Origin of the sequence: Pseudoalteromonas luteoviolacea DSM 6061, assembly GCF_001625655.1 — a bacterium.
GTDB lineage: Bacteria > Pseudomonadota > Gammaproteobacteria > Enterobacterales > Alteromonadaceae > Pseudoalteromonas > Pseudoalteromonas luteoviolacea.
In genome coordinates this window covers 1-13,725 of record NZ_AUYB01000100.1, presented here as the reverse complement: position 1 = coordinate 13,725, position 13,725 = coordinate 1, and the positions used below count along the sequence as shown (strand labels likewise).

Genomic DNA, 13,725 nt, shown 5'->3' with positions numbered 1-13,725 from the left:
TTTTCCTCGACTATACTGCTGACGAGCACGCTACCTGCTGAGCACGCTTTTTGAATAAAAATAAGGTTAGTGTAATGACGCCCATGGGGATCAAGGACATATAAAAAGCATGTTGACCACTCATGTATTCAAATACAAATCCGGTTATGAGCGATCCTGTAGTGCCACCTAGAGCAGAGAAGACCACAATCAACCCTGTCATAGCTGCATGTCGGTGTTTCTCTAAACTACTCAACATAATTGAGTTTATGACGGGGTAAATTGGTGCCATCAACAAACCAATTAGTGGCATTAAGTAGGCAGCCAATGGTGCATTGAAGATGCTTGTAACAGGCTCATTTGGCAAGTTTTTAGTCATTGGCAAAGTCAGTATCACTAAAGCAGCCATGCCCACTAAACACACATTTAAAAATACATACCAGTCAACTTTCTTAAGGATTTGACCTGCAAGTAAACGCCCAAGAGCAAGGCTTGCGGCGAAAATACTACTTAGCTGAACACTCACATCCACAGGCAAATTCAAAACTTGATTATTAAAGGTCGGCAGCCACGTGCCCACTCCTTGCTCTATCAGTACATATAAAAATGCACTAATTACAAATACCAAAACAAGCGGTTGGTATGTAAGCCGAAGCATGTCAATGAAATCATTTTTGGGGCTGTGGTTCTCACTTAGCTGCGGCTTTTCAATTTTGGCACTAGATACAAGCAACAAAGTCAGTATCGATAGTCCCGCCAATAGAAAGTATACGTTTAACCAATTGTTTGAGGAGACATCCTCACTCAGAAATGCAGCAAATACCCAGTAACCGCTGAGCACGCCAACCATAAATACACCTTCAATGGTGTTTAATAAGCTTGAGTGTGATTTTGCTGAGTCTGTCACTTGCCCTATCAGGGCGTAAACCGACACTTTAACAATAGCAAATGAACAACCTACAGCAGCAAACAACGCCTTTAGTGCCCAAAAACTTCCCGCAGCAGGCGTAATCAGGCACATAATAATTACCAGCGAAAGCGCCCCCAATAGTGCAATCTTGTATCCTATACGAGGAATGAATGAAGCAACCAAAAAAGAGACAATCGCTATTGGAATATCTTTAAACCCTTCTAGGCTGGCAGCTTGAGCTTTGGTAACACCAAAAGTATTAATGGCTTGCAAGATAACTGTCCCAACACTGTTGAGTAAAATTGCAAATAAAAAATAGCTGGCCGCCATGGCCAATATAATACGCATGTTCTGCATTACTAACTCTTAATTACACTATGATTAATTTAGTCTAGCGTCCAATAACGCTCAATGCAAACGTTTGCAATTTTAAATTTAATGTAAACTTGGCAAGTGATTGTCAAATGCATCTAATACTCTAAGCTGTAGACTTATTAATAAACCTACAGTTTTCTTACTTTTAACTTGATTGGCGCTCTACGAGCGAAATAGCTAATTGACTTGATTCCACTTCTTCCCCAGCAAGCTGCGTTAAAAGCTTTTCAACTAAAAGTTCACCCGCTTTTTGTGTATCTTGTTTGATTGTTGTCAATGAGGGAAAGCTGACATCAGCCATAGCAATATCGTCGAACCCAACAATAAGCACGTCGTTTGGAATACTAACATAACGCTCTTTTAGCGCTTTCATCGCACCCAAAGCTACCATATCACTACAAGCAAATATGCCATCAAAATCAAGGCCATCGCTGCGTAACTTTTGGTTAATGCTGTCATATGCAGCCTGACTTGTGATATCAATTTTCAATAATTGCGCTCGCTCCGTTAGATTTGCGCGCTCGACTACAGAACAAAACCCTTTGTAACGTTCCCCGAGTTCTGCATGTTCAGGCTCGCCTAAAAACAGCGGCTGTTTACAGCCTTTGTCAAGCAGGTGTTGTGTCGCTACTTGGCCACCTAGAAAATTGTCACTCCCAACAATCACGTAGCCAGCCTGAGTTTTGGGATCTCCCCACACAACTAAAGGCATCCCAGCAGAGGAAGCCCGTTCAATAGAAGCCTGCTGCTTACCTTGACCGACAACAATCACCCCATCAGCTCTTCGGCCATCAATGAAATATCCATACCAATCCTCTCCGGCCATGTAAGAATTTGAAAGCAATAGCTCATAACCTTGGCGATTAACGGCCAGATTAATGTCACTCACCACCTTCAATAAGAACGGATCATCAATGGATTGCTCAGTTTCTGCGTCAAGATTAATTAAAACAGCAATGACCTTCGTTTTTTGCAGCCTTAGCCTACTGGCTGCTGCATTTAGGCTAAAGTTATGAGTTTTGGCTAGTTTTTGGATGCGCTCACGTGTTTCTTGCTTGATTAGCGGATTGTCATTCAGTGCTCGAGATGCAGTTGAAGTAGAGACTCCTGCTATTTTTGCTAAATCAGCCAACTTTAGTTTCTTTTGTTGCATTACACATCCATCACATCTTTAAAATACAGGTTATATTCAATCTTAAATATAAATAAGCTGTTGTTATATATAGACTAAAACAATTAACTCAGGTAAACACTAGCTGTATACTCGTAGCCTTTTCAAGCTATTTTCTTATGATATGCCAGCGCCGTCCATCAGTTTCTTAACTCATTGTTTTTAGTATGCCTTAGTTCTTAAACTTAAGTAAAAAATCCTAACAGCGTTTACCAAATTAGGTAAACGCCAAGTAAAAAAATACTTCACAACGCTATTGCAAACGTTTGCATTAAGATCTATTTTAGAATAACGCCAAGTGCAAACCAAATAAAATTATACTGAGCAAGATACCATTATTTGTTCCGTATCGTGGCGAGAAGCAGCGCTGACGTACAGTTAGCCATTATGACAACACATGAACAACCAAGGGAGCAGCTCCTGTGAACTTAGGCAAGAAGTATTCAGTACTTTCAGCGGCGGTAATGTCCGCGTTGGCATTTTCAACCGCAGCTAGTACAGAGCAAAACAAAAAAACTGACGAAAAAGTAGAAACAATCATTATATCTGGTACCCCAGGTGGAATGGGGATCCGCAAAGTAGATGCCGCTTACGCAGTGACAAATGTAGACGAATCTTTAATAGAACGTCTCGCACCTAAAAGCACAGCAGACTTGTTTAAAGCAATACCCGGTGTTTGGGTTGAAAGCTCAGGTGGTGAATCAGGTGCAAATATTAATGTGCGAGGTTTTACCTCAAGTGGTGACGCGCCTTTTTTAACAGTTAGCCTTGACGGTTCACCAGTTTACCCTGCTCCAACGCTATCATTTTTAGAGAATTCATCCATATTTCGAATTGATGAAACCATTTCGATGATGGAAGGCCTACGCGGTGGTCCAAATCCTGTTTTATCCAATGGTCAACCAGGCCTAACTACAAATTTTCGCTTGAAGCGAGGGCAAGCAGACACCGAAGGGACTTTTAAATACACAACATCCGACTACGGGCTGCAGCGCGTTGACGGCGTGCTAAGTGGTGAGCTGAGCGAAGATTTCTACTATATGGTTGGTGGATATATAAAACGCTCATCAGGGATCCGCGATGCTGGATTTACCTCTGAGAAAGGTCATCAGTTTACGATCAAACTAACAAAAGAGTTAGAAAACGGCGAGATAAACGTCTATACACGACAAACTGACGATACCGGTGCATGGTACCTACCGACCCCACTGAATGAGCAAGGTGTAGATGCAGAGTTTACTCAGTTAGGCTCTTTGAACAGACAAGCGACTATTTATGCTGGTAATGGAAAAGCTGATATTGATTTAGCTGAAGGTCGCGGATGGAAAGGCCATGTGTCAGGCGGAAGCATCTCTCTTGAACTAGGTAACGATTGGCACTTTATTGATCGATTCAGTCTTACTCAAGGCGATGCGAACACCTATGGCCTTGTTCCTGGTGGAAATGTATTAAACCTCTCAGATGTTGCCGACAATGGTACAAGCGCCATCGGCGCGGCAACTGGTACTGTTTATAGCGCTGACACTCGGGTACAAGATTATGGCCGCTGGGTTGTACTTAAAGATATTGAAGCTTTCACAAATGATTTGGCGTTTAGCAAAGATTTCGGAAAAATCAGTAGCGCATTTGGTTTATACACTGCAACAACATCTGCAAAAGACTGGTGGAGCTTAGGTAACTCTGCCTACCATGTGCTTGCACAAGGCGGTGAAATGCTAACAGGGATCGCTTGCAATGATTCAACTGAAGGCTGTGGATTCAATTACGATATAAATAGCACTGGTGATGCAACAACTGTCGCTTTTTATACCACTCAAAGCTACCTAGCAACCGACGAACTTACATTGGATTTAGGTTTACGTAGTGAGCGCCATGAAGTTGATTATTCAGTTGATGAAGGTCTAGATGGTAAAATTACCAAAACTGTCGACTATAGCGCGAGAAAAACCTCGTGGACAGTTGGTGCTGACTACAAGCTAAATGATATCAGTGGTGTCTTCGTACGTTTCAATAAAGGTTTCAAAATGCCGTATTTTGACGACTTTAGAGACAATTACGACACGTACAATAGTGGCGACCAACTTATCAAAGAAGTATCTCAAAGCGAGATCGGTTACAAATACATGGGCGAAAACATGGACTTCTTTGCAACACTTTTCGCAAACGAAGTTAAAGGCGAGTCTTTCTCAACCCGTCCCGATCTTCCTGCTAAACGCTTTACCACAGAAGCCCATGGAATCGAGTTGGACTTCAACTATAACCATGACTCTGGGTTTAGCATTAATTTGAATGGTACTTGGCAGAACAGCGAAATTGCAGAAAGCCCGGACAGCACACTAACAGGGAACAAGTCTCAACGTATACCTGATTGGCAACTACGTGTAACTCCAAGCTATGAGTTTGAAGTTGGCGACATGTTCGCAACAGTTTACGGTACCATTTCAGCTGTCGACTCTCGCTTTAGCGATATTCAGAATACGCCAAATGCCGTTTTAGATGGCTATGAAAAAATCGACTTGGGTATAACGCTAGAACCAATGGAGCAAGTTCAGCTTCAGTTATCTGTTGATAACCTGACCGATGAACAAGGCCTTACCGAGGGAGACCCACGAAACCCAGCCGCCGCCAATGGCCGTTATATACTCCCTCGCAGCATCAAATTTAGTGTCGCGTACAACTTCTAAAGCACTTAATTTTGCACGAAGTTAATACGTCGTGCCACCAGAAAACTAACGACCAAAGCCCAGGAGGATCACCTTTTATACTGGGCTTTTTTACACCTTCCTTCTACACTTTAAATGCAAATACCTCTGTAAATGACAACTTTATTTCGACAGCACAATAACACGCTATAAACTCAATTATTGTCGAAAATTTGGAGCTCAATTATGAACATTGAAGAAATTCGAAAAGGTGAGTGGCTAGAATATCATGAACACCCAGTAGAAGTGCTCTCGGTAGACAAACAGCATAGTATGGTAACTGTCTGGGATGAGAAAAATCAGAGCAAAGTGGATTTGCACATTGATGAGCTAAAAGACGACCCTCAATGTCACTGTGACTCTTACTTATACTATTGATTGATAGACCCAAAGTGCCTATTTCTGGCACTCTGGGTTAGTTACCAACTAAAGCGACTCTAGTTGCCACTGTGCATTGGTGTTATGTGCTTTTCCAGCACGCGTCAAGTGAACTTGACTTGTTGATGGGTTTGCCCAAACATACTGCTGCCAGTATGTATTTTTAAGATTGACGGCTGAGCCCTGTCGCTCAAGATAAAACGCAGCTTGGTTTGGTGAAGTCCACAACTTTGCATCACCACTTGAGGTACTCTTGTAGCTCAGGAATAACCTGGCGTTGTCTCGTGTACGAAAGTAAGCTGTATTTGGCGCTGACTCAACTTTTATAAAAGCCAAAGGGGCCTGAGCACTTAAATATAACTCTTGGTTTTTTGCAGTATTTCCACGATCACTGATTGCATGACCATTTAGCATGCTCGTTACTTTTACCACTTCACCTGTATCAGCTTCCAGTTGTGCTGGTTGCCAATCAGCTGGTGGGGTTTTCCAAGTCAACGATCTCCATTTCCAGTTATAAGGCATATTAATTAAAGGGTCATTGACATCTGAATAGCCTTCTTCAGCTTCAATATTGTAAAGACAATGTCTACGCTCTTCTTCTAGCTGAGCAACTCGAGCTAATTGATCTGTCGTGCCAACATTTAACTCCTCCATACATTGAATTAAGGTCTTGCCTTTACCAGACTCACCCGGCGCAAGCACATAAGTATGGTCTCGTTTTGCCTCATCTTCATACCAAGCTAGCATAGCTTGCTCATCAAACGACAACCAATTATTCACTAACTGCTGCGCTTCCATTTGCGCTTTAGCACGGCGCTCTTCCAAAGGTAGGGCCATGGTGCGAATGAATGCAGCCCAAAGATCTTTGCTCGCTTCAAGAGAAACTAACGCAACTGGCTTTATGTTGCTTGGCTTATACGCTTGCCAACCCGTTTCCCCACGCGACTCAGGCTTCCAAATTACGTCACCACTTTGGTAATTTAACGCTTCTTTGGTGTCATGAGTATGCTGCTCTGCACCTTCAGAGCACAGATATGCCTTTACTTGCCATATTTTTTCATAATTATCTGCTGGCAATCTTACAGTGTGTTCAGGACTGAAGGAGTCTTGGAAAAGATGAACTGCTCGACCGAACAAGAAGTAGTTGTGATCAACTTCTACCGCTTGTGCATATCCGCCACCATCCCAGACTTTGATTTTTTTTGACTCAGCTGTGGCTGCATTTATGAAATGATTAATAAACCTAATTTGCGCTCTTTTTGCTGCATTGACACCACCAATACCCCCAATGTCATCATAACGGCGCATAAAGTGGTCTTGTTGCAAATCAGCAGGTTCCTGGGCGACTGCATTAAAACAATTTGGTCCTGTAGGGTCCGTGCTTGCGTTCGTGACATTAAACCCTGCTATGTCAACCCACCTTTCTCCCACTATGGCAGCATAAATAGCATCGTAACCTGACCAATACGTACCATCTTCGTTTTGATTAGATAATATTCTGGCTACTTCTGCTTGAGCTACATTTAACTCAATGGCTTTTGCGAGGCCATTGTTCCAGCCTAGCCTAGGGTCGTCGCTATCAGATACTTTCGTATCTTGACCCATCACTTCAAGTGCTGATGTACGTGTTAGCCATTCATGTCCAATCGGCATAACTCCTGCGCCACCTAACTGAGTGAACGCGGTTGCCGAAGAACAGATAGTCATTGAAGCTAAAATACTGCATAGATATTTGATTTTCATAATTACTCCTTTTAAAACGGAGCAATTTTTACATAAAAATTAAGTTAAAGCTCTATAAAATGAATTTTTTATTATCATTTTGTTACATGATAACAAGTTCAATCTATAAAGCTATCTACCATTAGAACATTAAATCACTGTAATTATTATTCTAATGCCAATTTTACTGCCTTATCGGCATGAACTATGGTGGTATCGTAAAGTGGAAGTTTTGTGTCACCTTTATTAACAAGTAGTGCGATTTCAGTACATCCTAAAATCACAGCCTGTGCGCCTTGTGCTTGAAGGCGAGAAATAATTTCTAGATAAGCATTCTTTGATTCAGCCAAAATTTCTCCAACACATAATTCGTTGTAAATTATGTCGTGCACAATGTCTTGGTCTGATAACTCAGGCACAACAACGTCGATAGAGAACATTTCTTTAAGTCGATTCTTATAAAAAGGTTGCTGCATGGTAAATTTAGTGCCAAGCAAACCCACTTTAGAAATACCGTCTTGCTTCAATTGTTCAGCCACTGCATCAGCAATATGCACTAGAGGTATTGATACATGGGCTGCAACTTGGTCAAAAACCAAATGCATAGTATTTGTACCGATAAGAATGAAATCTGCGCCTGCACGCTCTAGATCTTTGGCTTCTTGCCCGAGCATATCGGCCATAACTTGCCACTCTCCACGTGCTTGCAATTTCGCTATTGGTCCAAAATCAACACTTTTCATCGCTATTTTTGCAGAGTGAAGACCACCTAATCGCTTTTTTACTCCCTCATTCATAAATCGATAGTAACTTGCCGTAGACTCCCAGCTCATCCCACCTATTAGACCTATAGTTTTCAAACTAAAACTCCTGTTTTGATTTCAATTGACTTTCTTCCAACCATTGCGGCTTAAGTGGCAGTGCTTTTAGTGTAATGCTTAGGAGCCACTATTAAAGACCTTATAAAATGAAGAACAATAATGAAACAAAGAGAGTGAAATAAAAAGCCAGAGCCAAACGGTAAATTTTCATTCGGTAAATGTTAAACGGCGCTGTATATAGACAAATTACCCACTTGGAAAGCATGCACTCTCCAAATGGGCATAATTTAGTGGCTTCCTAAAATTAGAAGGAGTACCTATACATCAATGCTGACTGATCAAAATCATCACCTTTAAAATACTCTAAGCTGATGCTGGACGATCCAAAATGCGCTTTGAGTCCACCGCCAAATCGTGCGCCATCTCGTTTCGATACATCTGATGCATCATAATTTTCATACCCTACCTGGGCGAAACCAGAAAGATATTTGTTAAAACTGTGCTCATACTCAGTATAAACCCTTGCTAAGTCGAACTCCGTTGTATTGCTATCAGCTTTTATATCCATTTTTCCAACTTGAGCGCCAATAGCGAATCGACCATTTTGGGATTCATGTATGATATAACCTGCTTCTAACAGGTTTTCATCAAATTCAACATCCGTCTCATTCAGAAAAATACTTAGTGTATCTTTCTGTCTTTTATAGTTAAAACCTACGTAAATACCATTTTCAAACTCATAACCCGCACCAGCCTTATAGCCAGTGGCATCATAATCAGCTTCATCTAAATCTGTTTGAGAATAACCAATTTCTAGATAAGTTTTGCTTAGGTTAGCCGCTTGCACATTGAAACCCAACGTCGCGATTACCGCCAATATTAATTTTTTCTTCATCGTATCTCTCCATATATTTCATGGAGTACATCGTAATACTCTCATCAACTTAAAACCGTAATAAAGAATTATGGAGAGCATCAGTATTCGGCCAAAAAAAACTAAATTTTAGACCTGCCGTTTACATTCATTTACTAAAAGTAGTCTACCAAAGCTACACAAAACATCGACCCAATAAAAAATATATTATTTATTATCATAGGCTTATACTAATATAATGGTAGTCAATCAACGCTTATTCTCATGCTCCAACGTACTGCCCTACACATTACTCTTTAGATTTATTTCAAAGGCTTAGACATGTCCATAGCATTTTTCATCATAAGGATACCTGAATTAACAGCGGTATTTTGGTACTGTACTTTGGATAGAATGAACAAATACAATGCACTTTTTATTGCATTTGGTAAAATAATAATCAATTTTAAAGTTTAACCTGTAATTTTTGCTCAGCAACACTTGTCACGAGCAAGACAAACCTTAGTGATCAATGATGAAAATGTTTAACATCTTTAGCAGCACAATAATACTTGCTAGCGTAGTCGCAATTACTGGCTGTGGCCCTTCTAGCGAAACTGAAAACCCTACCAACAATAGCTCCAATAGTGATTCAAGCTCTACCACACCAAATGGTACTGGAACATCTTCGGACAACAACCCTCAGCCATCCGAAGATAATACTGAAGCTTCAGAAAAAAGCAGAGTCAAGCTAGTCACACAGCGTGAAAGTTGCTCGGGATACGAACCTGTACCTAATGTAGAAGTCCTATTTCATGATGAGCAAGGCAAGGTTGTTGCGATCAGCAAGACCCCTGAAAATGGTGAGTTTCAGGCAGAAATACCTGACGACGCTTTGCACATTTCTCTTATTGAGCCTGCATCTGAAGACCTCGAAGAAAAACGTTACATTCATACCTATCAAAATATTCAAGGTGGGGTTAACTTAGGTAAGATATCATTCACTAAACCTGATTGGTTTAGCAAAGCAAATAATTGTATAGATACCCCCGTTCCAGAAAGTCAGAACAGCTGTCAATCATATAAGCTAGATGTGAGTGAATTGCTAAGCACTTACCCTAACCACAAGCTACAATACGAGCGAACAAAAGACCTCACACTTTCTGCAGAATACGTAAACGGGCGCAATTTTAACGTCAGTTTTTGTGAAAGTGATAAGTCTTTTAACTTTATCGTCTCTTCGCAAGATGGCACTCAATCAATAGGCGCACAATTCTTACCAGTTGCAGGCCAAGAGAGCGTAAAACTGTTGCCTGAGCACTTCACACATCAAGGTGTGAAAGTTGCACCACCCAGTGGCTCATCATTTGCACAAAACAATGGGATCAACGCTTACCAAAAAAATAACCTGACGGGTGAGTATCACACAGTACTTGCTTTTAAGACTGATGAGATAAATTTCATTTTCCCAACAATGTTCGAAAGTCATCACTACAGAACTCAAATGACTGATGCCATTAATTTAGACACTTACTCAATCAGTATGTTCAGCTACTTAAGGTCCAAGATTGAAAACAGTGGCCACTTTGACTCAATGCCTACAGACATTAACTTTGATACAGCTAAACAGTTTGTTTTAGGTGATCTCAATAATTCATTTAGTTTTTCCTTTGATTTCAGCTTGCTCGATGAACGAATAAAAACATCAACATGGTCTTTTGAACTATTTCGCATGTACAAGCAACCTGTTTACTGGCAAGTAAATGGTGGTATCAAAGGACATTTGCCTAAGTTTCAGTTTGGTGATGCACTCGACCTTGAGCAAATAGAGTTTGAAAAGCAAACTAAATTTTCGGTACGACTTAATGGTTATGCACATATGCCAGAACAATTGAACGAATATAGAACTTATAAAGCTGAAACAAACTTTAACCCAAATGAAAAAGAATTTAGTCCATACATAGAGTTAGGATTTGATTTTTTGCCAATTCAAGACTCTGAATAGGGCACTAAATATAAGCTTTAAACTAGTCTAGGACACGAGCATTTCAACAATGACTTAACCCTAGCGACAGTGGCAAGCATACTATTGCTTGCCACCAACCAGATTTCATGTGGCGCAGTTACTGCGCCACTCAATAAATTACAATCCGATTTTATGTCTTAATGTCACTTCGCAAGGATCTCCATCTCGGCCAAAAGCCGATTGAATGAAAAGCTCATCACCCTGCTTTAAGTTAGTTAATATAGCTTTAGTTGTGTCATAACGACGTTTCGCAACTTGATCTTCAAACTTCGTTGAATTGTCTTTATTCACATCATAGTAAATATTACAACCACCCGTAGCACCGGTATTTGTTGTCCAAGTTAAATTTACTGTGTAGTTGGATACACTGTAATTAAATTTTGCATTTTGGTTTTGTGTATACGTGTCGCCCACGGTAACAGTTGTCCAACGCGCTTGAGGCAAACCAGGACGAGGTTGTTCATTGATGCTGACACCAAGTGCAGCTGCTTGGGCAGCAGAAGTAACGGTAAGTGCAGCCAAAACAATTGACGTTTTTAAAATATTCATTCTTAATTTCCTTATAATTCATTTTATTACACTCGGAAGTAGTTTTTCGAGTGCGTCTGCATATTAGGAAAATCAGCACAAATTGTAAAATTACAATTTCATTAAATTAACAATTTCACAACTTAATTACAGAGCTCAAGAATATCCGAACGACTGCATGAAAAAGTAAAAATTCAAAATTATTGTTGTAACCCATTAAAAACTCGAATTAAGTTTTTCAACTACAGCCACAGTTCAGTAAATGAACTCGTTGCATGTTTCTAATTCATCAATGGCTCTGTCGAATTAATCGCCAGCAAAGGAGAAGTATAAACGAAGAGATAAGGATAGACCGACTCATAGAAGTAGAGTGCTTAGCAAGCTCATGAACAGTATATGCTATGTGGTAAGTGTACTCATATGACATTTGTTTTATATAAAAAGCGAATGACTCCACCAGCGTTTACTTGATTCAAAAAGTATAATTGTTACCTTTTAGTCGTTTTGAATGATGCAAAGAGCTTTGCTAATATGATTTTTGCTCGCTTACATTGACGCTAGCCACCGATGAAAGTGAGAATTCAGTGGCTATTTCGCAACCAGTAAGTTAGCAATTAAAGTAAACTTTGGCTTTATCTATAAACACATCAATATCATCACGACTAATACCTGAGTGTGTGACTAAACGCATCCCCTGATAGCCCGGAGTAATATTGATTCCTTGCTCATACATAGCCTTTGAAAAACTTGCAATATCCACCTCTTCGCTAACATCAAGAAATACCAAATTAGTCTGAACTTGATATTTTGAACTGTCAAAACCGGGCAACTCGTTTACCCTTTGCGCTAAATAACTCGCGTTAGCATGATCTTCTGCCAGCCGCTCCACATTATTTTTTAGTGCATACAAACCGGCAGCAGCTAAAATACCAGCTTGCCTCATACCACCACCCAGCATTTTTCTTATCCGACGAGCTTTTTCAATAAACTCCTCATCACCCAGAAGTATAGAGCCAACTGGGGCCCCAAGACCTTTAGACAAGCAAACTGTCATCGTATCAAACTGCTTACTTATCTCTGTTATTTCTACATCAAGAGCAACTTTAGCGTTATAAACTCGCGCACCATCTAAATGTAACTTCAATCCAAACTTTTTAGTAAGTGATCTAGCTGACTTTAAATAATCTAACCCGAGGACTTTGCCACCTATGGTGTTCTCAAGGCTCAACATTTTTGTTTTAGCAAAATGGAAATCATTGGGTTTTATCGCTGCACGAATTTTGTCAAGACAGATTGTACCATCGGCCTCGTTTTCTATTGGTTGGGGTTGTACCGAACCAAGTACTGCTGCGCCACCTGCTTCATACCTATAATTATGCGCATTTTGACCACAAATATACTCCTCGCCTCTGTCGCAATGGGCCATAATCGCTAACAAATTAGCCTGTGTTCCAGATGTAACAAATAAAGATGCATCAAAACCATGAATAGCTGCGCTATAGTGCTCTAATTCATTTACTGTCGGATCATCCCCGTAAACGTCGTCGCCGACCATCGCATTACTCATTAATCTGCGCATGTTTTTACAAGGTAACGTAACCGTGTCAGAACGTAAGTCAATCATAAAGCATCCTAAAATTTGTCTGAGAGATTTCATAATATGGGCAACTTTCGTAAAATAAAACACTCCTCAACTTTTAACACTCCTATTTAATTTTCAAAGCTAAAGCTCTTCAATCCCAAATTGTTGATTTAACGCGGGACATGCCAACTCAGTTGAATCCGATTGCGAGAGGTAATTCTCTAAACATTGGACAGGTGTACCATCCATTTCAATCATTTTTTCAATGCCCGCGGGAGTATAAAATATCAACATTTCAACGCGCTCTTTTGTCTCATTGCGAAACCCCCTTTTCGCTCCCTCTGGGCAAAAAACAAAAGTTCCTGAAGGAGCTGAAAACCGTTGCTCTGCGTCGAAAACGGTTAAACGCCCTTTTAATATGTAAAAAGACTCTTGTTCAAAAGTGTGGGTATGAAGTGGCCCACCTTGGCCTGGCTCCAAGATTGACAACAATAACGAAAAACGTTCTTTGGTTTGTGTGCCTGTTGCTATTGTTCGGTACAAGTTACCAGCCGAAGCAATAAAGTTTTCTTCTGTGGGGTAGGTTAATTCAATTTTTTGTATTTTTGAGTTCATATTCATAGTCCTTTAAATTCCAAAATCTATATTTTCTAAGGCATGTTCTGCGCAACTAAATCA

Annotated in this window: 11 protein-coding genes; 3 read left to right on the top strand and 8 right to left on the bottom strand. The window is 40.4% G+C overall.

Annotated elements, in window-relative coordinates; genetic code table 11:
• Positions 1–10: 10 nt before the first annotated feature.
• Together N475_RS10155 and N475_RS10150 are read right to left on the bottom strand one after the other, a co-directional pair.
• Positions 11–1,246: an MFS transporter gene (locus tag N475_RS10155; RefSeq protein WP_063356144.1), complete on the bottom strand. Its 1,236-nt coding sequence runs from the start codon at positions 1,244–1,246 to the stop codon at positions 11–13.
• A 163-nt stretch (positions 1,247–1,409) separates the two neighbouring features.
• A complete protein-coding gene (locus N475_RS10150) occupies positions 1,410–2,417 on the bottom strand; it encodes a LacI family DNA-binding transcriptional regulator (protein WP_063365198.1) in 1,008 nt (335 codons plus the stop codon).
• 482 nt (positions 2,418–2,899) lie between these two features.
• On the opposite strand from N475_RS10150, the gene N475_RS10145 reads away from it, so the two are divergent.
• Both N475_RS10145 and N475_RS10140 read left to right on the top strand, forming a co-directional pair.
• A complete protein-coding gene (locus N475_RS10145) occupies positions 2,900–5,119 on the top strand; it encodes a TonB-dependent receptor (RefSeq protein WP_063365257.1) in 2,220 nt (739 codons plus the stop codon).
• Positions 5,120–5,323: 204 nt separating this feature from the next.
• Positions 5,324–5,515 carry a hypothetical protein gene (locus N475_RS10140; protein WP_063356142.1) on the top strand — a complete coding sequence of 64 codons (192 nt, stop codon included), beginning with the start codon at positions 5,324–5,326 and terminating at the stop codon, positions 5,513–5,515.
• A 48-nt stretch (positions 5,516–5,563) separates the two neighbouring features.
• Here the strand turns inward: N475_RS10140 and N475_RS10135 are convergent, their stop codons facing one another.
• The 3 genes from N475_RS10135 to N475_RS10125 all read right to left on the bottom strand — a co-directional run bounded on the left by N475_RS10135 (position 5,564) and on the right by N475_RS10125 (position 8,953).
• Positions 5,564–7,258 carry a phospholipase C/P1 nuclease family protein gene (locus N475_RS10135; protein ID WP_063365197.1) on the bottom strand — a complete coding sequence of 565 codons (1,695 nt, stop codon included), beginning with the start codon at positions 7,256–7,258 and terminating at the stop codon, positions 5,564–5,566.
• Positions 7,259–7,404: 146 nt separating this feature from the next.
• Positions 7,405–8,097, bottom strand: coding sequence for an aspartate/glutamate racemase family protein (locus N475_RS10130; RefSeq protein ID WP_063356140.1), 693 nt, complete (start codon positions 8,095–8,097; stop codon positions 7,405–7,407).
• A 265-nt stretch (positions 8,098–8,362) separates the two neighbouring features.
• Positions 8,363–8,953: a hypothetical protein gene (locus N475_RS10125; RefSeq protein WP_063356139.1), complete on the bottom strand. Its 591-nt coding sequence runs from the start codon at positions 8,951–8,953 to the stop codon at positions 8,363–8,365.
• A gap of 499 nt (positions 8,954–9,452) precedes the next feature.
• Here N475_RS10125 and N475_RS10120 point away from each other — a divergent pair, with 499 nt between their 5' ends.
• Complete coding sequence (locus N475_RS10120; protein WP_155730854.1) at positions 9,453–10,916, top strand: hypothetical protein; 1,464 nt, start codon at positions 9,453–9,455, stop codon at positions 10,914–10,916.
• 138 nt (positions 10,917–11,054) lie between these two features.
• Here the strand turns inward: N475_RS10120 and N475_RS10115 are convergent, their stop codons facing one another.
• The 3 genes from N475_RS10115 to N475_RS10105 all read right to left on the bottom strand — a co-directional run bounded on the left by N475_RS10115 (position 11,055) and on the right by N475_RS10105 (position 13,662).
• On the bottom strand, positions 11,055–11,486 hold the full coding sequence (locus tag N475_RS10115; RefSeq protein ID WP_063365196.1) for a hypothetical protein: 432 nt from the start codon (positions 11,484–11,486) through the stop codon (positions 11,055–11,057).
• A 586-nt stretch (positions 11,487–12,072) separates the two neighbouring features.
• Entirely contained in the window at positions 12,073–13,089 is a 1,017-nt protein-coding gene (ltaE, locus tag N475_RS10110; RefSeq protein WP_063365195.1) for a low-specificity L-threonine aldolase, read from the bottom strand.
• 99 nt (positions 13,090–13,188) lie between these two features.
• Complete coding sequence (locus N475_RS10105; RefSeq protein WP_063356135.1) at positions 13,189–13,662, bottom strand: cupin domain-containing protein; 474 nt, start codon at positions 13,660–13,662, stop codon at positions 13,189–13,191.
• Positions 13,663–13,725 lie beyond the last annotated feature (63 nt).

Bases quoted from the DNA above. Each gene is read 5' to 3' on its own strand.
- N475_RS10155 (WP_063356144.1), bottom strand. From the start codon at position 1,246: ATGCAGAACATGCGTATTATATTGGCCATGGCGGCCAGCTATTTTTTA.
- N475_RS10150 (WP_063365198.1), bottom strand. From the start codon at position 2,417: ATGCAACAAAAGAAACTAAAGTTGGCTGATTTAGCAAAAATAGCAGGA.
- N475_RS10145 (WP_063365257.1), top strand. From the start codon at position 2,900: ATGTCCGCGTTGGCATTTTCAACCGCAGCTAGTACAGAGCAAAACAAA.
- N475_RS10140 (WP_063356142.1), top strand. From the start codon at position 5,324: ATGAACATTGAAGAAATTCGAAAAGGTGAGTGGCTAGAATATCATGAA.
- N475_RS10135 (WP_063365197.1), bottom strand. From the start codon at position 7,258: ATGAAAATCAAATATCTATGCAGTATTTTAGCTTCAATGACTATCTGT.
- N475_RS10125 (WP_063356139.1), bottom strand. From the start codon at position 8,953: ATGAAGAAAAAATTAATATTGGCGGTAATCGCGACGTTGGGTTTCAAT.
- N475_RS10120 (WP_155730854.1), top strand. From the start codon at position 9,453: ATGTTTAACATCTTTAGCAGCACAATAATACTTGCTAGCGTAGTCGCA.
- N475_RS10115 (WP_063365196.1), bottom strand. From the start codon at position 11,486: ATGAATATTTTAAAAACGTCAATTGTTTTGGCTGCACTTACCGTTACT.
- ltaE (WP_063365195.1), bottom strand. From the start codon at position 13,089: ATGATTGACTTACGTTCTGACACGGTTACGTTACCTTGTAAAAACATG.
- N475_RS10105 (WP_063356135.1), bottom strand. From the start codon at position 13,662: ATGAACTCAAAAATACAAAAAATTGAATTAACCTACCCCACAGAAGAA.